Genomic DNA, 20,021 nt, shown 5'->3' with positions numbered 1-20,021 from the left:
CGCGTTCGTGTTTACCGGTATCGTCCAGGGCGTGGCCGAAGTGGTCGCCATCGAAGAAAAGCAGGATTTCCGCACCCATATCGTCCGCCTGCCCAAGGGCTTGCTGCCCGGCTTGCAGCTGGGCGCCTCGGTGGCCCACAACGGCTGTTGCCTGACCGTCACCCGGGTGGAAGACGATCTGGTGTCCTTCGACCTGATGCAAGAAACGCTGCGTGTCACCAATCTGGGCGAGCTGAAGGCGGGCGGAGTGGTCAATGTCGAGCGCGCCGCCCGCTTCGGGGATGACATCGGCGGCCACGCGATGTCCGGCCACATCATGGGGCTGGCCACCGTGACCGAAGTCATCGAATCCCCCAATAACCGCACTGTCTGGTTCGAACTGCCGGCCGGGCTGGAGAAGTACGTTTTCAGCAAGGGCTATATCGGCATAGACGGCATCAGCCTCACCATAGGCGCGGTTGAAAACCGCCGCTTCTGCGTCCATCTGATTCCGGAGACGCTGCTGCGCACCAATATCGCCGCCCGCCAGCCGGGCGCGCGCATCAATATCGAGATAGATCCGCAGACCCAGGCCATCGTCGACACCGTAGAGCGGGTGCTGGCGCAGCGCGGCCAGGCGGCGTGAGCCTGCAAGGCGCGCTCTTGCTGGCGTCCTGGAGCGGCGGCAAGGACAGCTGCCTCGCGCTGTGGCGCGCGGTTCAGACCGGAGGCCGGCCCCAGGCGCTGCTGACCATGCTGGATGAAGACGGCGCGCGGTCGCGCTCGCACGGCGTGCGGCCGGAAGTGCTGGCGCTGCAGGCGCGGGCGCTGGGCTTGCCGCAACGGCTGGGCCGCGCCAGCTGGGATGATTACCGGCGCGTGTTTGTCGAGCAACTGCGGCTGGCCGCGGCGGAAGGCGCGCAGGCGGCGGTATTCGGCGATATCGACCTGGACGCACACCGCGAGTGGGAAGAGCAGGTCTGCGCCGAAGCCGGATTGCGGGCCGTGCTCCCCTTGTGGCAGCAAAGCCGCGCCGGCCTGGTGCGGGAGTTTGTCGATGCCGGCTTCGTCGCCCGCATCGTGATGGTGAATGCCGCGCTGGTCGCCGACAAGTGGCTGGGCCGGGTGTTCGACCGAGGCTTGATAGACGAGATGCTGGCCGAAGGGATCGACCCCTGCGGCGAAGCCGGAGAATTTCATACCCTGGTGGTGGACGGGCCCCTGTTTGTTCACCCGCTGGCCTTGAGGGATGGCGCGGTCGCTCGCATCGGCGACTACCGCGCCCTGGATTTATTGCCCGCGTAAGACGGGCGGACTGCACAAAGGAAGAAGCATGGCTATTTCCCCGATTCAAGACATCATCGCCGACATCAAGGCCGGCAAGATGGTGGTGCTGATGGATGCCGAAGACCGCGAGAACGAGGGCGACCTGGTGATGGCGGCCGAGTTCGTCACGCCGGAGGCGATCAATTTCATGGCCAAGCACGGCCGCGGCCTGATCTGCCTCACCCTCACCGAAGAGCGTTGCCGCCAGCTGAATCTGCCGATGATGGCCGCCAACAACGGCACCAGCTTCGGCACCAATTTCACCGTGTCGATCGAGGCGGCCGAGGGCGTAACCACCGGCATTTCCGCCGCCGACCGCTCGCACACCATCCAGACCGCAGTGGCGCGGCTGGCCAAGGCCGGCGATCTGGTCCAGCCCGGCCACGTTTTTCCGCTGAAGGCGCAGAAGGGCGGCGTGTTGATCCGCGCCGGCCATACCGAGGCAGGCTGCGATCTGGCGATGCTGGCGGGGGTGGAGCCGGCCGGCGTGATCTGCGAGATCATGAACGACGACGGCAGCATGGCCCGCCTGCCGGAATTGATAGAATTCGCCAAGCAGCACGATCTGAAGATAGGCACCATCGCTGATCTGATCCAGCACCGCAGCCGCACCGAATCGCTGGTGGAGAAAGTGGGCGAGCGCGAGGTGGAGACGCCGTTCGGCAGTTTCGATCTGCATGTGTTCCGCGACATCACCACCTCGGCCACCCATCTGGCGCTGAGCAAGGGCAAGATCCGCGCCGACAGGGAAATCCTGGTGCGCGTGCATGAGCCGCTGTCGGTGATCGATATCCTGGCCCCCTTGTGCAGCCACCATACCTGGACCGTGCCCAACGCGCTGGAAACCATGGAGGAAACCGGCAGCGGGGTGATGATCATGCTGTACCGCGACGAAACCGGGCACGATCTGGCGCAGCGCGCGCTGGGCGAGGAGGCGCAGCGGCAGAAGTGGGACAGCAAAACTTTCGGCATAGGCGCGCAGATGCTGAAGGCGCTTGGCGTCGGCAAGATGAAGCTGATGTCCAGCCCGGTGAGCCTGCCGTCGATGGCAGGCTTCGAGCTGGAAGTCACCGGCTTCTGCCAGCCGGGACATTTTCACGTCGATATCGACTGAGGGCGGTGCGTGGCTTAATTCCGGCAGTTGCGCTACAATTGCCGGCTTTCCTTAGTGTTTTCGCCGCGAGGACTCCCCATGCTTGAAGCTATCCAGCGTATCGAACCCAATCTGTCCGGCCAGGGCCTGAAAATCGGCATCGTCATGGCGCGTTTCAACACGCCGGTCTGCCATGGCCTGCGCGACGCCTGTCTGGCCGAGCTGGCCCGCCTGGGCGTATCCGCCCAGGATGTGACGCTGGCCACCGTCCCTGGCGCGCTGGAAGTTCCGCTGGTGCTGCAAACCATGGCCCAGAGCGAGCGTTTCGACGCGCTGGTGGCGCTGGGCGCGGTGATCCGCGGCGAAACCTATCATTTCGAGCTGGTATCGAACGAATCCGGCGCTGGTGTCAGCCGCATCGGCCTGGACTTCGACATTCCGGTAGCCAATGCCATTCTCACCACCGAAAACGACGAGCAGGCGGAAGTCCGCATGCAGGAAAAGGGCGCCGACGCCGCTCGCGTGGCGGTGGAGATGGCCAATCTGCACAAGGCGCTGCGCGGCTGATTCGCCTCGCCGCCAGTCATCCGCGGGAAGCGGGCGCAAGCCGCCGCTTCCCTTGCTCTTTTGAGGAACCGCCAATCATGAAAACCGCCCGCCGCCGCGCCCGCGAATTTGCCGTACAAGGCATTTACGAATGGGAACTGAACCAGGACCGTCCGGCCTCGCTGATCGAAAAGCATCTGCGCGAGAACGAATACTTCGCCAAGGCTGACGAGGCCCTGTTCCGCAACATCCTGTACGGCGTACTGAAAGATGTTCCCATGCTGTCCGCCCAGATCGGCCGCTACTACGAGCGCGCCGACGACGAAGTCAGCCCGGTGGAGCGCGCCGTGCTGCTGATGGCCGCGCTGGAACTGACGCAAAGCCCGGAAACCCCATATCCGGTGATCATCAACGAAGCCATCGAAATTACCAAAACCTTTGGCGGCACCGATGGTCACAAGTTTGTCAACGGCGTGCTGGACAAGCTGGCCGCCGACGTCCGCGGCGACGAAGTGCTGGCGCAGAAGCAGCGCCGCAAACAGGATTGATCGTTCCCGCCGCCACCAGGCCGGCCGGAATTCACGACACCCGCCGCCGGCGGGTGTTTTTGCGTGAGGAATCATGAAGGAATTCGAGCTGATAGGCCGCTATTTCAAGCGGCCTGCGCCGTCGGCGCTGCTGGGCGTGGGCGACGACGCCGCCATCGTGCGGCCGACGCCGGGCTGCGATATGCACATGTCGGTGGACATGCTGGTCGAGGGGCGGCACTTTTTCGCCGACGTCGCGCCGCGCGCGCTGGGCCACAAGACGCTGGCGGTGAATCTGTCCGACCTGGCGGCGATGGGGGCGAGGGCGCGCTGGGCGTTGCTGTCCATCGCGCTGCCCCAGGCCGATGAGGCCTGGGTGGCCGAATTCGCCGCCGGCTTTCACGCGCTGGCCGCCGAACACGGCGTGGAGCTGATCGGCGGCGACACCACCTGCGGTCCGCTGACTTTGTCGGTGACGGTGCTGGGTGAGACGCCGGCCGGCCAGGCGCTGCGCCGCGACGCCGCAAGGGTCGGCGACGACGTTTGGGTGTCCGGCGAGCTGGGCCTGGGTGCCTTGGCGGTGCGCCGGCGGCTGGGGTGGTTGGAGGTGGACGACGCCGCCTTATTGCAGACGGCGCAGCGCAAGCTGGAATATCCCGAGCCGCGCCTGGCTCTGGGCAGCCTGCTGTTGCCCTTTGCCCATGCGGCGGCGGATGTGTCCGATGGCCTGATGGCTGATCTGGGACACATCCTGGCCGCCTCGGGCGTGGCCGGCGAAGTCTGGGCCGGCTCCCTGCCGTCCGATCCCAGGCTTGAGGCGCTTCGCCCGCGCTATCTGGATTGCCTGGCCGCCGGCGGCGACGACTACGAACTGGTGTTCACCGCGCCGGCGGACCTGCGCCAGCAAGTGGAGGCCGCCGCCGCGCAATGCGCTTGCCGCGTCAGCCGCATCGGCCGGATTGTCGCCGGCCAAGGCGGCAGGCTGCTGGATGCCGCTGGCGATACCATCCCCCTGAAGAAGGAAGGCTATGACCATTTCGGCTGAAACTCTGCAAAACACACCCAGTTGGCGCTTTCTGCTTAGCCATCCCGCCCATCTGCTGTCTTTTGGCTTCGGCAGCGGTCTGATGAGGAAGGCTCCCGGCACCTGGGGCACGCTGGTGGCCTACCCCTTGTTCTTCCCGCTGCTGGCTATGGGCGTGAGCGGCTGGTGGCTGCTGGCCTTGTGCCTGCCGCTGTTTATTCTCGGGGTGTACGTCTGTGGCATCACCGGCAGGGCGCTGGGCGTCCACGACTACGGCGGCATCGTCTGGGACGAGGTGGTGGGCATGCTGATGGTGCTGGCCTTCGCGCCGGCCAACTGGAAGGGCTGGCTGCTAGCTTTTGCGCTGTTCCGCGTGTTCGACATCGTCAAGCCCTGGCCCATCCGCTGGTTCGACCAGCGCGTCGGCGGCGGTTTCGGCGTGATGGTGGATGATGTCATCGCCGCGTTGTTCGCGCTGGCGGCGCAGGCGCTGATCTGGCGCTACTTGTAAACGGCGGGAATCTAATCTGCCGGCGAAGTATCAAAGCCGTTACAATTCGACAATAACAGCGGGCGGCGCGCGCGGGGCCTGGGTTTCCTAGCGCGCAGCCATGACTAAAACATGCCCAGCCTTGATGCGGGCAGCTTGAAATCGGGGTTTTGATTGTGTGGGTTGTAGTGTTTCTGTTGATGCCGCTGGCCGTGGTCGGTTGGCTGATGAAGAGCGGCCGGATATCGCTGCCGTTGTTGACGCAAAAGCTGGACAGCCTGCTGGGGGTGGAGGGCAGGTCCGAGCGTTACGAGCCGGATTATTTCGCCGAAAAGGTGGAGGAGCCTTCCGCATCCGAGGCCGCGCCTGCCGAACAAGCGGAGCCGCCTGCCATGGCGGCGAGCAAGCCGGTTTTCCAGGAAACCGCGCAGCCCGAAACCGCGCCGATCGTCCCCGAGATTCGCTTGCCGCGCCGTCTTGCGGCGCAGGTCCCGCCCATCCCGCCGGCGCCGCGGGAAACCATCATCCTGGCCAAACGTCCGGAACTGGCGAGGCGCGACGAGCCGGCCGAGCTGCCCAAGCTGGAATTGTCGCGCGAATACCGCAAGAAAACGCGCCAGCCGCCGTCGCGGGCGGAGGGCGAGGACTTGCCAGTGATCGGCTTGTCGGAAATGCAAAGCAATCTGCAGAAGGACTTTCGCCGCCGCCAGCGCGTGCGCGGCGTAGAGTTGCCTGCCGGCGGCGACGGCGATCTGCCGGTGATCGGCAGCCATGAGGTGCGGGCAAAAGTCGCCAGTCTGCACGCCCACCGCCGTTCGGCGTCCGTCGCGCCGCCGCCGTTGCCCAGGGTGGAGCTGGCACCGATTGCCAGATCCAGTCCTATCATGGCCGGCAAGCCTGTCATGGAACCCCGGCCGGTGATCGCGTCCATGCGACTGGAGCAAGAGCCGCCGCCAAGACCGGCTGTTGTTCCCACCGCGCCTGCCGATGGCGCGGTCGCTCAAGAAGTGATTCGGTCGGCTGAATCCGCCGTGGCGGAAGGCGTCGAGCCGCCTGTGGCTTTGGAGCCGATCCCGGTTGCAGTGGCCACGGTTGAGCCGTTGCCCGCGATTGCGCCGCAGGCTGATCAGCCATGGCCGGCGATCGAGCATGCCGAGGCTGAGAACGCTCTTGAGGCGCAGGTTGACATCGATCTGGAGTCCGAGCCGGCTGTGGACGCCGAGCCCGAGGTCATGGCTGCGGCAGCCGAGGCGCAGCCGGAGCTGGCGTCTGAAACCGCCGCCGAGGCCGAGCCGCCACAAGCCGCGCGCACGCCCTGGCGCTGGCCGCAGACCCGCGAAGTGTTGGTGCAGCAGGAAAACGCCAAGCCCGCCATCGTGCAGCAGACTGTGTTGCAGAGCGAAGCGCCGGTTGCGCCGTCGCTGGCCGCCACCACCGACAAATTGGCCGCCAATCCCTTGCCCTGGGTGTTGATAGACGAGCCGGAGGACGAGCCGCCTCCGGTCTCCGCCTCGGAGACTATCCCTGCGGGAGAGGACATCCAGATGGAACGGCAGATCGCCGCGGTCCTGGCCACGCCGCTGCCGCCGGAACAGGCCAGGGCGGAACGTCCCAGTTACGACGATTCCATTCTGCCGGGCTTGGATCTGCTGCGTCCCGCCGACGCGTTCGAGGAGGTCTGCAGCCAGGACGAATTGCTTGAGCGTGGCATCGTCATCGAGGAGAAGCTGGGGGAATTCAAGGTCAAGGTCAGCGTGGTGGATGCCTACGCCGGCCCGGTGATCACCCGCTACGAGGTGGAGCCGGCGGTGGGCGTGCGCGGCAATCAGGTGGTCAACCTGATGAAGGATCTGTCTCGCGCGCTGGGCCTGGCATCGATCCGGGTGGTGGAAACCATACCCGGCAAGACCTGCATGGGCCTGGAGCTGCCCAATCCGCGCCGGCAGATGATACGGCTGTCGGAGATTCTCGCCGCCGAGGTGTTCCAGCAGCCTGAGTCGCGGCTGACGCTGGTGCTGGGCAAGGACATCACCGGCCAGCCGGTGACCATGGACCTGGCCAAGGCGCCGCACCTGCTGGTGGCCGGCACCACCGGCTCCGGCAAGTCGGTAGGCGTCAATGCGATGATCGTGTCGATGTTGTACAAGGCCACGCCGGACGAAGTGCGCTTCATCATGATCGACCCCAAGATGCTGGAGTTGTCGGTGTACAACGACATTCCTCACCTGCTGGCGCCGGTGGTGACCGATATGAAGCTGGCCGCCAACGCCCTCAACTGGTGCGTCGGCGAGATGGAGCGCCGCTACCGGCTGATGAGCGCGCTGGGTGTGCGCAATCTGGCCGGCTACAACCAGAAGGTGCGCGACGCGGCCGACAGCGGCCGGCGCCTGGTCAATCCGTTCAGCCTGACGCCGGAAACCCCGGAACCGCTGGACAATCTGCCCTTCATCGTGGTGGTGGTGGACGAGTTCGCCGACCTGATGATGGTGGCTGGCAAAAAGATAGAAGAGCTGATCGCCCGCCTGGCGCAGAAGGCCCGCGCCGCCGGCATCCATTTGATCCTGGCTACCCAGCGGCCGTCGGTGGACGTGATCACCGGATTGATCAAGGCCAACATCCCGACGCGCATCGCTTTCCAGGTGTCCAGCAAGATAGACAGCCGCACCATCCTGGACCAGATGGGCGCGGAAAGCCTGCTGGGCCAGGGCGATATGCTGTTTCTGCCGCCGGGCACCGGCTATCCGCAGCGGGTGCACGGTGCCTTTGTCACCGACGACGAAGTGCATGCGGTGGTGGAGCATCTGAAGCAATTTGGCGAGCCGGACTATGTGGAAGGCCTGCTGACGGGCGAAAGCGAGGCCGATGAGGAGTCTGCCGCTGCCAGCGCCAAGGCGCAGGCCGCGACCGAGAGCGATCCGCTGTACGACGAGGCGGTGGAGATCGTGCTGCGCACCCGCAAGCCGTCCATTTCCGGCGTGCAGCGCCATCTGCGGATTGGCTACAACCGCGCCGCGCGCCTGATTGAGGAAATGGAAGCCGCCGGCATAGTCAGCGCGATGGAAAGCAACGGCAACCGCACCGTGCTGGTGCCGCAGCGGGATTTTTAGATCTGGTCCACGCAATGAAAAAGCGCACCGTTTGGTGCGCTTTTTTCATGGCTCCAAGCTGATGGGGCTTAAGGCCACAGCTGGCAGTACTCGGTGTTGGCTTCGTAGTTGCCGCTGACCGAGCCGTCGCTGTTGACCTTCTTCACCCAGCCGTTGGGCTGTTTGCGGGTGGGCCTGGCGCCGCAGTTGGTGTGCACCCAATGGATGCCGAGGCCGCTGCTGTAAGGCTGGCCGCACAGCTGCAGGTGGTCTCCCGGCTCGATGCTGCTTAGCGGGTAGGGGACGTTTTCGCCGGCCGAGTCGTAACCGGAGGCGAAGACGTTGTCCATTGCTACGTCGTAGGTCTGGCCATCCTGATCCGATTGCAGGGAAACGTGGGTATGGGATAGTTCGACGCCGTTGAGCATCTGGCCGGAAGCGAAGTTGGGACCGCTCACCACGGTGCCGGTCAGGTAGCTGCCGGCGGCGGCGCGACAGTCGGACTTGCCGTCAGCCAGCGCGGAGAAGGACAGGCCAAGCAGGCAGGCGGCCATCAAGATGGATTTCATCGGTTTCACCCTTGCAGTTTTAGTTTAATGGTTTTAATGCAGGGGTCATTCTAGTTAATTGGAATATTCCCTATGTTTCGGTTTGAGGAATAGTTGTGTGTTTTGTTTGCTGGGCGTTAATAAGTATGAATTGACGGGACGGCGGGCAATAAAAAACGCACCCGAAGGCGCGTTTTTTGCGTGCTGCCAAGTGATCAGCGGCGGCGGGACGCCTCGCCGCTCCTGATGCGGATCGGCACCAGCCTGGGCTGCTGTTGTACCGGGGTAGCCAGCAATTTGGCAACTGCGACAACCGCAACGGCAAGGGCGGCTAAAAGTAGGATTTGCATGGTGTGACTCCCCGTAACAGATTGAGGCGTGTTTCGGATCAGGGTTGTGGCCTCTGACTTCATTCTGGGCTACAACCTGCCTCGGACTCAAGGGAAAAGTTATGTCCCAACGTTAAATTTTCAAGCGCGCGCGGCAGTTTTTTTCAAATTGCGCATCGCCTGGTCCAAACCGCCCAGCGTCAGCGGGTGCATGCGCTGCGCCATCAGCTGCCGCAGCATGCCTACCGACTGGGTGTGGTTCCAGTAGTCTTCGCTCAGAGGGTTGAGCCAGACCGCATGCTTGAAGTGCTCGAGCAGACGCCTAAGCCAGGTTTCGCCGGACTCCTCATTCATGTGCTCGACACTGCCGCCCGGGAAGGCGATCTCGTATGGGCTCATGCTGGCGTCGCCGACGAAGATCAGCTTGTAATCGTTGCCGAAGGTGTGGATCAGGTCCCAGGTGTCGAGGCGTTGGCTCTGGCGGCGGTTGTTGTCCTTCCATACCGACTCATAGACGCAGTTGTGGAAATAGAAGTACTCCAGATGCTTGAATTCGGCCTTTGCCGCGGAAAACAACTCCTCGCAGGCGCGGATGTGGTCGTCCATCGAGCCGCCGACATCGAACAGTACCAGCACCTTGACGCTGTTGTGCAGCTCGCGCCGCATCTTCAGGTCCAGCATGCCGGCCTTGCGGGCGGTGGCGGCGATGGTGGCGTCCAGATCCAGCACTTCCTCGGCGCCGTCGCGGGCGAATTCGCGCAGCCGGCGTAGCGCCAGCTTGATGTTGCGGGTGCCCAGCTCCACCTTGTCGTCGAAGTTGCGGAATTCGCGTTGGTCCCAGACTTTCACCGCGCGGCGATGGCGCGACTGGTGCTGGCCTATCCGTATCCCTTCCGGGTTGTAGCCGAAGGCGCCGAACGGACTGGTGCCGCCGGTGCCTATCCACTTGTTGCCGCCCTGGTGGCGCTCCTTCTGTTCCTCCAGGCGCTGGCGCAGGGTTTCCATCAGCTTGTCCCAGCCCATGACCTGCAGTTTCCGCTTTTCCTCGTCGCTCAGGTGCTTCTCCGCCTGCTTGCGCAACCAGTCTTCCGGAATGGCGCGCTGCAGGTCTTGCAGCGCCGTTTCCAGGCCTTTGAAATGCTGGCCGAAGACTTGATCGTAGCGGTCGAAGTACTTCTCGTCCTTGACCAGCGCGGTCCGCGCCAGATAGTAGAAATCGTCCAGATTGCCAAAGGCGACATTGAGCCGCAAGGCTTCCAGCAGCGTGAGAAATTCTTTCAGGGTGACCGGCAGGCCGGCGGCGCGCAAGGCATAGAAGAAGTCGATGAACATGATGAACCGGCGAGGTGACAGCGGGATTGGCGGGTGCTAATCTTGCCTAGAGCCCAGGCTCTAAACATTTGTTTGGCTACTACTAAAAGGATAATACTATGGACGCCATCAAAATGCCCGCACAAGAGGAAAGCTCGCTGATCGAGTCTTTCGACCGGCTCAAATCGATCGCCCGGGCGACGCCCTACCCAGCGCTGGAGATGCGCCGCTCGTGGCTCGACAGCCTGGAGCGGCTGATCCAGGAAAACCGCCAGGCGCTGATTGACGCCGTGCGGCAGGATTTTGGCCAGCGCAGCGCGGTGGAAACCCGGCTGGCCGAGCTGTTTCCGTCGCTGGAGGCGATACGCCATGCCCGGCGGCATCTGAGAGGCTGGATGCAGCCGCAGGGGCGCAAGGTGTCGCTCTGGTTCATGCCGGCCGCCGCCAGCGTGCTGCCGCAGCCGCTGGGGTGGCGGGGGTGGTGGTGCCGTGGAACTATCCCTTGTTCCTGTCCTTTGGTCCGATTGTCGCCGCGCTGGCGGCCGGCAACCGGGTGATGGTCAAGATGTCCGAATACACTCCGGCTACCGGCGCCTTGCTGGAACGGTTGACGCGGCAATACTTTGGCCATGACGTGCTGGCCATCGTCAATGGAGGGCCTGAGTTGGGACAGGCTTTCACCCGCTTGCCGTTCGACCATCTGTTGTTCACCGGCTCCACCGCCGTGGGCCGCCATGTGATGCGCGCCGCGGCGGAAAACCTGATGCCGGTCACGCTGGAGCTGGGCGGCAAATCGCCGGCTCTGGTTGCGCGCGGCGCCGATCTGCGGCGCAGCGCCGAGGCTATCGTGGCCGGCAAGTTGATGAACGCCGGGCAGACCTGCGTGGCGCCGGACTACGTGCTGGTCAATGAAAAGGACTGCGGGCTGCTGCTGGACGAGATACGCGCCGCCGCCGCGCGCGCCTATCCGACGCTGGCGAACAATCCAGACTACAGCGCCATCATCAACGACCGGCACTACCAGCGGCTGCAGGACTGGCTGGAGGCCGCGCGACAGGCCGGCGCCAGGATTGACGCCATCAACCCTGCCAACGAGGATCTGGCCGCCAGCCGCAAGTTTCCGCTGACGCTGGTGCAGCGTTGCCCGGAGGGCTGCGCGTTGATGCAGGAAGAGATCTTCGGACCCATCCTGCCGGTCGTGGCCTACGACAAGTTCGACGAGGCGCTGGCCTATATCAACGCCCGTCCGAGGCCGCTGGCCCTGTACCTGTTCGACAACGACGCTCTGCGGGTGGAGCGCGTGCTCAAGGAAACGGTGTCCGGCGGGGTATGCGTCAACGACACCTTGCTGCACGTGGTTCAGGATGATTTGCCGTTTGGCGGCGTGGGTCCGTCGGGCATGGGGCATTACCATGCGAAGGAAGGCTTCCTGACCTTTTCCAAGCTCAAGCCGGTGCTTCGGCAAAGCCGCCTCTCCGGCAGTTGGCTCACCCGGCCGCCTTATGGCCGCGCGGTGGAGTTCCTGCTCAAGCTGATGTTGCGCCGCTGACATGCCAAGCCGCCGTCAACTCCTGAAAGCCGGCGCGCTGGGAAGCGCCGCCTTGCTGCTGGCAGGCTATTGGGCAAGCCCGCAGGCCGAACCGGACGGCGCCGGCGCTGCGGGTCCGTCTTTGAGCTGCCTGCGGCCGCAGGATGCGCTGATCCTGGCCGCTCTGGCGCCGGTGCTGCTGGGCTTGCCCGGGTTGCCTGTGGCGCAGGTGGTGGCGGGGGTGGACAAGGCTGTCGCCGGATTGCAGCCGGCGGCGCGCGGGGAGGTGCGCCAGTTGTTCGACCTGCTGGGCAACCGCTGGGCGCGCCGCTGGCTGGCCGGCATCCGTTCGCCCTGGCCATCGGCCGCGCCAGCGGAACTGGAGCGCTTTTTGCAGGATTGGCGCAACAGCCGCTTCCTTTTGCAGCGTAGCGCCTATCAGGGCCTGCACCTGCTGCTCAACGCCGCCTGGTATGGCAACCCGGCCAGTTGGGCGGCTGTGGGATATCGATTGCCGCCGGGCGTGGCGGAGATGCTGCCTTGAGCGGCAAGATACCCGATCCCATCCGCGCCGGCCTCGTCACCGGCTGGAAGGTGTTTGACGGCGCGGCGCAAGGCCAGGACTTGGCCTGGGACGCCGACGTCGTCGTCATCGGCAGCGGTGCCGGCGGCGCGGTGACCGCCGAGACGCTCAGCCAGGCCGGCCTGGACGTTCTGATCCTTGAGGAGGGCGGCCTGTACAGCTCAAGCGACTTCCGCATGCTGGAAGCCAAGGCATATTCGGAGCTATATCAAGATTCGGCTGCCCGCCAGACGGCGGACAAGGGCATCACCATTCTGCAGGGCCGCGCGGTGGGCGGCGGCACCACGGTCAACTGGACCAGCAGCTTCCGCACCCCGCCGGACACCTTGCGCTGGTGGCAGGAGCGCTATGGCCTGGCGGCGCTGACGCCGGAAGCGATGCGGCCCTGGTTCGAGCAGGCGGAGGCCCGATTGGGCATTGCGCCATGGCAGCCGGAACCCAATGGCAACAATCTGGTGCTGGAGCGCGGTTGCCAGGCCTTGGGGCTGAGGCACGCGCGGATACGGCGAAATGTGAAGGGCTGCTGGAACCTGGGTTATTGCGGCATGGGTTGTCCGACCAATGCCAAGCAGTCGATGCTGGTCACCTGCATTCCACAGGCGCTGGCGCAGGGCGCCCGCTTGCTGGCGCGAGCCAAGGTGGAGCGGTTGCAGGCGGACCTGTCCAGCAGCAGGATATTGCAGGTCCATGGCAGCCTGCTGGCCGCGGACGGCGTTTCCGCAACCGGCCGGCGTTTCGCGGTGCGCGCGCGCCATGTGGTGCTGGCCGCCGGCTCGATCGGCTCCCCGGCCATCATGCTGCGCAGCGGCCTGGCCGATTCCGCTGGGCTTACCGGCAAGCGCACCTTTCTGCATCCGGTCGCCTTAAGCGCGGCTTTGATGCCGGAGCTGATCGAGCCCTTCAACGGCGCGCCGCAAACCGTCTATTCCGATCATTTCATGCATACCCAGTCGCTGGACGGGCCGTTGGGGTTCAAGCTGGAGGTGCCGCCCATCCATCCCTTGCTGGCCAGCGTCACCTTTCCCGGCTTTGGCCATCGGCAGGCTTTGCTGCTCAAGGGATTGCCGCATCTGCATGCGACCTTGGCCTTGTTGCGCGACGGTTTTCATCCGGACAGCCAGGGCGGCGAAGTCCGTCTGCGCGGCGATGGCTCGCCCTTGCTGGATTATCCGCTGAACGACGTGGTCTGGGACGGGGTGTACCGCAGCTGGCTGGCGATGGCGGAATTGCAATTCGCAGCCGGCGCCAGCCAGGTGATGCCGCTGCATGAGCGGGCGGAGCCGGCGGACAGCTGGCGGCAGGCCCGAGCGATGATAGAAGGCCTGCCCTTGCAGGCGCTGCAGGCTAAATTGGTCAGCGCGCACGTGATGGGCGGCATGGCGATGAGCGACGATCCCAGCCGCGGAGTGGTGGACGACTTTGGCCGGCACTGGCTGTGGCGCAATCTCAGCGTCATCGACGGCTCGATCTTCCCGACCAGCGTCGGCGCCAATCCGCAGCTGTCGATCTACGCTTTCGCCTGGCGCGCCGCCAGCGAGCTGGCCCGCCAGTTGGCGCGCCCCGGCTGACTCCGGCGCTACCCCTTGGTTTGCTGGCGCAGCTGCGTGATGGCGACGACTACGGCGCTGGATGCCACCGTGTAGGCGCTGTCTTCCAGCGCGGCTTCAGCCTGCTGGAATTGTTTCTGGTTGATCATCCGGGCGATCCTGGCGGCCTCGAGATGGAACATGGCGTGGCGGCTGAGGCAGGTCTGGAACACGCTGAGGTTGCCGAAGCGGCTCAGCCCGGGACCGTGCAGCCATTTTCCCAGCTCGCAGCAATCGTCGCGGGCGATGCTGTCCGCGTCCATGCTCTCTTGTCTGAAAATCGCCTCCCTGAACCGGTTTTTCCATTCCGTATGCCTGACCAAGGCTTGTTCCAGATCCATGACTTCCTCAACCCAATCCAATTGGAACGGCGTCCTGAGAGCGAATGTGCTGCAGCAGGAATGAGTGATATTCATTCGAAATAAATGCTTTGAGTGAACTGTCTTGTTAGGATTATTTATAGGTAGACTAAGTGAATTCACTTAGCAAGGCGGGGGAGGCGCGGCCCCCGCAATGTAACGGGCGCCGCGGAATGGGGGAAGTCACCGCGGCGTCAGCCGCGGGGTCCGTCGACAGGCGGGGCGGTTTCGATTTCCGTCTGGGCGGCGGGTGGCGGTGGCGGCAGGAAAAAACCGAGCGGGTGACGGATGAAGCGCTTGGCCAGAATGGGGATCAGAGGCAGCAGCAGCGAGCCTGACAGCTTGCGCGAGCGCAGCGCCACCCACAGCGCCATGAAGAAGCTGACGCCCAGATTCACCACGCCCACCAGCGCCACGCCTGCGCAGGCCAGCAGGACGGTGCCCATCGGCAGCTGGAAGTCCAGCGCCACGCTGGCGAAGGCCAGGTTGGCCGATGAGAAGGTGATATGGCGGATGTCCAGCGGCAGGCCGAGTATGGTGCCCACGGTGCCGGTCAGGCCGAGGAACATGCCGAAGTAGAAGTTGCCGGCCAGCGCGCCCAGATTGTGCTCGACGTAGTTGCCAAGGCGCCAGGCGCGATTTTCGCCCAGCAACTTGCGCAGCAGGCGGTGGTTGGCGATGCGCTCAGGAATGCGCCGGTAGACCGCCTTGTTGTCGTAATAGCCGGCAATCAGGCCGGACAGGAACAGGAATATTCCGGCGATGGCGGCGTGGGGCAGGGCCAGGCTGTGAATGGGATCGATCTCGTGCAGCAGCTTCTGCGCCTTGGCGGCATCCACCACCGGCGAGCCGAACAACCCATGCCAGGCGAAGGCGATCAACCCCGCGGTGGGAATGGCCAGCAGCACGTTGCCGAGGATGGCGACGAACTGGGTGCGCACCACTTTGACGATCAGATCGGCCAACTGCTCCAGCTGCTTTTTGCGGCCGTGCTGTTCGTGCAGCACCGCCGCCAGCCGCGCCGCGGTCATCGCCGGCTGCTTGGTGGCGATGGTGAAGTGCAGGATCTGCACAATGATGAAGCCTATCGCGTAATTGAGCCCGAAGGCGATGCCCTCCCACAGCAGCGGCAGATGGCCGCGCGCCAGCATCAGTTTGATCAGCGCCATGAAGCCGACGATCAGCCCGGCGCCCATCGCCGCGCGGCCCATCTGCGACCAGTCGCGGCGGTCTTCCGCGATGTAGTGCTCGCCGTGGCGGCCGGCGTGTTCTGTGACTTGCAGCGCGAGGAGCTCGGTGTTGGACTTGAACAGGTCGCGCAGGCTGTACTTGCGGTTTTCCGCGCGGGCGAAGTCCACCAGCAGCCGGAACAGCTGCGGCTGTCCGGCCGGGTCGTGCTCCGGAGACAGAAGCTCCAGCAGCGCGCGCAGCCGTTCTATGCTCTGCGCCAGCCGCAGGCCGTGATAGGTGAGACTGACCGAAATGCCGTAGCGCGCGGCGTTCTTGCGCACCTTGCCCAGGATGGCCTCGCACTGCTCCAGCAGCACCAGCACCTGTTTTTCGTCTTCTGGCGGCGTGCTTGCGTCCGTCAGCGCCTGGCGGTAGCTGTCGACATAACGCTGCACCTCGGCGCTCAGGTGCATGAAGGGCGAGGCGAAGCGCTCCACCTCAGGGCACACCCTCACCAGCTCCGGTTCCAGGCCAATGGCGGTGATGCGCGCCGACAGCACCTGCACCGACTCCAGCAATTGCAGCCGGGTTTGGCGCTCGCTGTCCTGCTGCGGGCCTTCCGGCCAGGCCATCGCCCGCCACAGTCCGTGCCAGGTGGCATCGGGAATGGCCGCCAGCCATTGGTAATCGTGCTTGTGGTTGAACAGCAGGCCGAAGCGGTCACGCAGCGAGTCCGGATTGTAGGGCATAGGCAGCGCCCTTTCGCCCAGCCTTCTCAGCAGCGTGGTGCCGAAGCCGTCGTTGGCCAGAATGCCGGCCTCGGTGTACAGCGGAATCTGTCGGCTTTCCGCCAGCAGGGTGCACAAGGCCTGGCGCAGCGCCTGGCGGTATTCGGGGTGATGTTCCAGCAGGAAGGACAGCGCTTGCAGGTTGACGGTGGATTGCAGGGCGGGCTGGCCGTCGCCGGGCCGCAGCGCGGCCACCAGCAGGGCAAGCGTTTCGGTCTTGCCGGGCTCTTGGCAGAGCTGGCGCAAAGAAGACTCCAGGTCGGGAGTGGCGTGTTCTGTCATGGTTTACCAGGTTGGGCGCGCCGGAATGCGCGGACATGGGAGGATTGCTACCATTTTAAGGCATTTACCTGGTTGGCGGCGGCGCACTTTGGCGCCGGGGCGCGTGGCGGCAGACGATTGACACCTTACTAACCAGTAAGTAGAGTGATTCGATGAATAATGGTTCCGACAGCAAGAACGACACCCGCAAACGCATACTCGACCTGGCCGAGGAGCTGCTGTTGACGCGTGGTTTCAATGGCTTCAGCTATCAGCACATCAGCAGCGCGCTGGGTGTGCGCAATGCGGCCATCCACTACCATTTTCCCAAGAAAAACGATTTGGGGGTGGCGCTGATCCAGCGTTACCGCCGCCGTTTCCTGCGCTTTACCGAACAGCAGGCGGATTGGGACGCGCCGCGCAGGCTGGAGAGCTACTTCGGCCTGTCGGATCAGTATTTCCAGCAGCACAAGCAGATCTGTCCCAGCGGCATACTCAGCACCGAATTCCAGACCCTGCCGGAAGACATGCAGCAGGAGGCGTCGGCCTTCATCGACGAGATGCGCCAGTGGGCGGTGGCCATTGTCCGCCTGGGGCGCGAGACCGGAATGATGGCCTATCCCGGCACGCCGGAGGCGGTGGGCATGATGCTGTTTTCCGCGCTGCAAGGGGGCTTGCAACTGGCGCGCATCGATGCCGACGCGCTGCCGCTGCTCAAGCGGCAGGTCAGGGCGACGCTAGGCCTGATCGAATCATAACGACACAAAGAACAATGAAGAACAATATAGAGGGGTTAACATGGAATATCGCAAGAACAGCATGAGCCGGATCGCCGACAAGGTGGGGCGTTTGCCGGTGGCTTGCCGCCGGCCAGTATTGTCGATGATGTTCGGCAAGATCGTGCCTTTCCTGTCCACCGCCGGGCTGCGTTTCGAGGAGGTGGGCCACGACAGGCTGACCGTCTCCATCCGCAACCGCAAGAAGGTGCAGAACCACATTCGCGGCGTGCATGCGGCGGCAATGGCGCTGTTGGCGGAAACTTCCACCGGCTTTGTGGTCGGCATGAACATGCCGGACGACAAGCTGATGCTGCTCAAGTCGATGAAGGTGAACTACGTCAAGCGTTCGCAAGGCGATATGCGGGCGGTGGCCAGCCTGACGCCGCAGCAGATCCAGCAGATGTACGAGCAGGAAAAGGGCGAAGTGCTGGTGGAGGTGCTGGTCACCGACGACTCCGGCGAATCCCCCATCGTCTGCGAGATGCTGTGGGCCTGGATTCCCAAGAAACGTCCGGAGGAGAGCGCGGCATGATTTCCCTGCAAACCCTGACCGTCGAGTTGAACGACAAGGTGGCCCTGTTGCGCTTCAACCGCGCCGACAAGGCCAATGCGTTTAACCAGCAGATGTGGCAGGACCTGCGCAGCGCGCTGGACTGGGCGGATGGCGAGAGCGGCGCGCGGGCGGTGGTGCTCGCCGGCCACGGCAAGCATTTCTGTTCCGGCATAGATTTGTCCATGCTGATCGGCCTGCAGTCGGCGATCGCCGACGAGTGCGAGGGCCGCAAGCGCGATAAGCTGCGCCGACTGATTCTTGATCTGCAGGACTGTGTGACCAGCCTGGAGCGCTGCCGCAAACCGGTGATCGCGGCCATCCATGGCGCCTGCCTGGGCGGCGGATTGGATATCGCGCTGGCGGCGGATTTCCGTTTCGCTTCGGTGGACGCGGTATTCGGCGTGCGTGAAGTGGACATCGGCATGGTGGCGGATGTCGGCTCGCTGCAGCGTCTGCCGCGGGTGGTGGGCGAGGGCGTGGCGCGCGAGCTGGCGCTGACCGGCCGCGATATGGTGGCTGAAGAGGCGCTGGAGGCGCGCCTGGTCAACCGCGTGCTGCCGGATGCCGAGAGCGTGTTGGCGGCGGCCTTGCAAAGCGCTAGGCTGATCGCCGGCAAATCGCCGCTGGCGGTGCGCGGCAGCAAGGAAGTGCTCAACTACAGCCGCGACCATAGCGTGGCCGACGGCCTGCAGTTTGTCGCCGGCTGGAATGCGGCGATGCTGATTTCGGAAGATATCCAGAAGGCCGGCATGGCCGCAATGATGAAGCAGGAAGTGAGCTTCCGCGATTGAGCTTGATCGCCCGCCGCGAGGCGGGAAGCAAAAAGAGGCGCCAAAGGCGCCTCTTTATTTGCGGACGGGGGCGGAGCGCTTACTTGGCGTCGCCGCCCACGGTGGACACCACTTCCCACTTGCCGTTCTTCACCTGGTACACGGTGACGGCGCCGTTCTTGATGTCGCCCTTGTCGTCGAACGCGATCTTGCCGGTCACGCCGGTGTAGTCGGTCTTGCCGACTTCCGGCAGATAGACCTTGGGATCCGCCGACTTGGCGCGTTTCATCGCGTCCACCAGCACCATCACGGCGTCGTATTCGAACGGCGCGTAGATTTGCACGTCGGTGTTGAATTCCTTCTTGAACTTCTCGTCGAAGGCCTTGAATCCCGGCATCTTGTCGCGCGACACGCCGCAACTGGACGCGTATTGGCCATCGGAGGCGTCGCCGGCCAGTTTGATGAATTCAGGGGTTTGCCAGCCGTCGCCGCCCATCAGTTTGGCCTTGATCCCCAGGCGCTGCATCTGTTTGGCCAGCGGGCCTGCCTGCGCGTCCATGCCGCCGTAGAACACCAGATCGGGCTTGGCGGACTTGATGGAGGTGAGGATGGCGTTGAAGTCGGTGGCGGTGTTGTTGGTGAACTCGCGTTTCACCACTTCCGCGCCCTTGGCCTTCACGGCGCCTTCGAACTGGTCGGCCAAGCCCTGGCCGTAAGCGGTGCGGTCGTCGATGATGGCGATCTTCTTCGCCTTCAGCTCGCCGGCGGCGAACTCGCCCAGCGCCTTGCCCTGCTGCACGTCGTTGGCGATCACGCGGAAGGTGGTCTTGAAGCCCTGCTTGGTGTAGTCGGGGTTGGTGGCGGACGGCGAAATCTGCGGGATGCCGGCGTCGGAGTAGATCTTGGAGGCCGGGATGGTGGTGCCGGAGTTCAGGTGCCCGACTACCCCGGCGACGCCGGCGTCAACCAGCCGCTGCGCGACCTGGGTGCCGATTTTCGGATCGCCCTGGTCGTCTTCCGACACCAGTTCGAACTTCGCTTTCTTGCCGCCGATTTCCACGCCCTGGGCGTTGAGATCTTCGATCGCCAGCTTGGCGCCGTATTCGTTGTCCTTGCCCAGGTGGGAGATCGGACCGGACATCGGCGATACCTGACCTATCTTGATGACGGCGGAATCGCCGCCGGCTGCGGCTTGCGCGGGAGCCGAGGAGGCCTGTCCCGAGGCCGGTTGCTCTTGCTTGCTGCAGGCCGTCATGGCGACGACGGCGGTAGCTATCAGGCTGAGGCGAGCATATTTGTTCATTGAGCGTTCCCCTGAATCTTATCTGCGTAGATTTTAGATGATCTCTTTGGTAAACCAACAACACCATTAAGAGGCTGTTAGT

At 64.2% G+C, this 20,021-nt stretch carries 20 protein-coding genes; 15 read left to right on the top strand and 5 right to left on the bottom strand.

Annotated features, from left to right (window positions below; translation table 11 throughout):
- Nucleotides 1–7: 7 nt before the first annotated feature.
- The 8 genes from BI344_RS13885 (at nt 8) to BI344_RS13850 (ending at nt 8,092) form a co-directional block, all read left to right on the top strand.
- Entirely contained in the window at nt 8–625 is a 618-nt protein-coding gene (locus BI344_RS13885; protein ID WP_071113488.1) for a riboflavin synthase, read from the top strand.
- Entirely contained in the window at nt 622–1,284 is a 663-nt protein-coding gene (locus BI344_RS13880; RefSeq protein ID WP_083339078.1) for a Dph6-related ATP pyrophosphatase, read from the top strand. The genes BI344_RS13885 and BI344_RS13880 overlap by 4 nt, the downstream gene beginning before the upstream one ends.
- A gap of 28 nt (nt 1,285–1,312) precedes the next feature.
- A complete protein-coding gene (gene ribBA / locus BI344_RS13875; RefSeq protein WP_071113487.1) occupies nt 1,313–2,419 on the top strand; it encodes a bifunctional 3,4-dihydroxy-2-butanone-4-phosphate synthase/GTP cyclohydrolase II in 1,107 nt (368 codons plus the stop codon).
- Nucleotides 2,420–2,497: 78 nt separating this feature from the next.
- A complete protein-coding gene (gene ribH, locus BI344_RS13870; protein ID WP_071113486.1) occupies nt 2,498–2,965 on the top strand; it encodes a 6,7-dimethyl-8-ribityllumazine synthase in 468 nt (155 codons plus the stop codon).
- Nucleotides 2,966–3,042: 77 nt separating this feature from the next.
- Nucleotides 3,043–3,492, top strand: coding sequence for a transcription antitermination factor NusB (gene nusB, locus BI344_RS13865; protein WP_071113485.1), 450 nt, complete (start codon nt 3,043–3,045; stop codon nt 3,490–3,492).
- Between the two features lie 73 nt (nt 3,493–3,565).
- A complete protein-coding gene (thiL, locus tag BI344_RS13860) occupies nt 3,566–4,516 on the top strand; it encodes a thiamine-phosphate kinase (RefSeq protein ID WP_071113484.1) in 951 nt (316 codons plus the stop codon).
- Nucleotides 4,500–5,006 carry a phosphatidylglycerophosphatase A family protein gene (locus tag BI344_RS13855; RefSeq protein ID WP_071113483.1) on the top strand — a complete coding sequence of 169 codons (507 nt, stop codon included), beginning with the start codon at nt 4,500–4,502 and terminating at the stop codon, nt 5,004–5,006. The genes thiL and BI344_RS13855 overlap by 17 nt, the downstream gene beginning before the upstream one ends.
- Nucleotides 5,007–5,173: 167 nt before the next feature.
- Nucleotides 5,174–8,092 (top strand): DNA translocase FtsK, encoded by a 2,919-nt coding sequence (locus tag BI344_RS13850; protein WP_420912613.1) that lies wholly within the window; start codon nt 5,174–5,176, stop codon nt 8,090–8,092.
- 68 nt (nt 8,093–8,160) lie between these two features.
- On the opposite strand, the gene BI344_RS13845 is transcribed toward BI344_RS13850, so the two are convergent.
- Both BI344_RS13845 and BI344_RS13835 read right to left on the bottom strand, forming a co-directional pair.
- Complete coding sequence (locus BI344_RS13845) at nt 8,161–8,640, bottom strand: hypothetical protein (protein ID WP_193430986.1); 480 nt, start codon at nt 8,638–8,640, stop codon at nt 8,161–8,163.
- A 449-nt stretch (nt 8,641–9,089) separates the two neighbouring features.
- The gene (locus BI344_RS13835; protein WP_071113481.1) at nt 9,090–10,280 is read right to left on the bottom strand and encodes a vWA domain-containing protein; all 1,191 of its coding nucleotides are present in this window, start codon (nt 10,278–10,280) and stop codon (nt 9,090–9,092) included.
- Nucleotides 10,281–10,378: 98 nt separating this feature from the next.
- On the opposite strand from BI344_RS13835, the gene BI344_RS25355 reads away from it, so the two are divergent.
- From BI344_RS25355 to BI344_RS13820, 4 genes are read left to right on the top strand one after another with little or no spacing between them, the layout of a single operon-like run.
- Complete coding sequence (locus BI344_RS25355) at nt 10,379–10,816, top strand: aldehyde dehydrogenase family protein (protein ID WP_241499357.1); 438 nt, start codon at nt 10,379–10,381, stop codon at nt 10,814–10,816.
- On the top strand, nt 10,762–11,808 hold the full coding sequence (locus tag BI344_RS13830; protein WP_241499356.1) for an aldehyde dehydrogenase family protein: 1,047 nt from the start codon (nt 10,762–10,764) through the stop codon (nt 11,806–11,808). Before BI344_RS25355 ends, BI344_RS13830 begins: the two co-directional genes overlap by 55 nt.
- 1 nt (nt 11,809) lies before the next feature.
- Nucleotides 11,810–12,331, top strand: a complete 522-nt coding sequence (locus BI344_RS13825) for a twin-arginine translocation signal domain-containing protein (protein WP_071113480.1) — start codon at nt 11,810–11,812, stop codon at nt 12,329–12,331.
- Nucleotides 12,328–13,938 carry a GMC family oxidoreductase gene (locus BI344_RS13820; protein ID WP_071113479.1) on the top strand — a complete coding sequence of 537 codons (1,611 nt, stop codon included), beginning with the start codon at nt 12,328–12,330 and terminating at the stop codon, nt 13,936–13,938. The genes BI344_RS13825 and BI344_RS13820 overlap by 4 nt, the downstream gene beginning before the upstream one ends.
- 8 nt (nt 13,939–13,946) lie before the next feature.
- Here the strand turns inward: BI344_RS13820 and BI344_RS13815 are convergent, their stop codons facing one another.
- Nucleotides 13,947–14,297, bottom strand: coding sequence for a CZB domain-containing protein (locus BI344_RS13815; RefSeq protein WP_071113478.1), 351 nt, complete (start codon nt 14,295–14,297; stop codon nt 13,947–13,949).
- A 212-nt stretch (nt 14,298–14,509) separates the two neighbouring features.
- Entirely contained in the window at nt 14,510–16,555 is a 2,046-nt protein-coding gene (locus BI344_RS13810; RefSeq protein ID WP_095210830.1) for a site-specific recombinase, read from the bottom strand.
- A gap of 152 nt (nt 16,556–16,707) precedes the next feature.
- On the opposite strand from BI344_RS13810, the gene BI344_RS13805 reads away from it, so the two are divergent.
- From BI344_RS13805 to BI344_RS13795, 3 genes are read left to right on the top strand one after another with little or no spacing between them, the layout of a single operon-like run.
- On the top strand, nt 16,708–17,292 hold the full coding sequence (locus tag BI344_RS13805) for a TetR/AcrR family transcriptional regulator (protein ID WP_071113477.1): 585 nt from the start codon (nt 16,708–16,710) through the stop codon (nt 17,290–17,292).
- Between the two features lie 40 nt (nt 17,293–17,332).
- Nucleotides 17,333–17,845 (top strand): DUF4442 domain-containing protein, encoded by a 513-nt coding sequence (locus BI344_RS13800; protein WP_071113476.1) that lies wholly within the window; start codon nt 17,333–17,335, stop codon nt 17,843–17,845.
- Nucleotides 17,842–18,657 carry a crotonase/enoyl-CoA hydratase family protein gene (locus BI344_RS13795; protein WP_071113475.1) on the top strand — a complete coding sequence of 272 codons (816 nt, stop codon included), beginning with the start codon at nt 17,842–17,844 and terminating at the stop codon, nt 18,655–18,657. Before BI344_RS13800 ends, BI344_RS13795 begins: the two co-directional genes overlap by 4 nt.
- A 79-nt stretch (nt 18,658–18,736) precedes the next feature.
- Here BI344_RS13795 and BI344_RS13790 read toward each other — a convergent pair whose 3' ends face one another.
- Nucleotides 18,737–19,939 (bottom strand): branched-chain amino acid ABC transporter substrate-binding protein, encoded by a 1,203-nt coding sequence (locus BI344_RS13790; RefSeq protein ID WP_071113474.1) that lies wholly within the window; start codon nt 19,937–19,939, stop codon nt 18,737–18,739.
- Nucleotides 19,940–20,021: the final 82 nt, after the last annotated feature.

The sequence above is a fragment of the Chromobacterium sphagni genome, from assembly GCF_001855555.1.
Lineage (GTDB): Bacteria > Pseudomonadota > Gammaproteobacteria > Burkholderiales > Chromobacteriaceae > Chromobacterium > Chromobacterium sphagni.
This window is presented reverse-complemented; position numbering and strand designations above follow the sequence as displayed.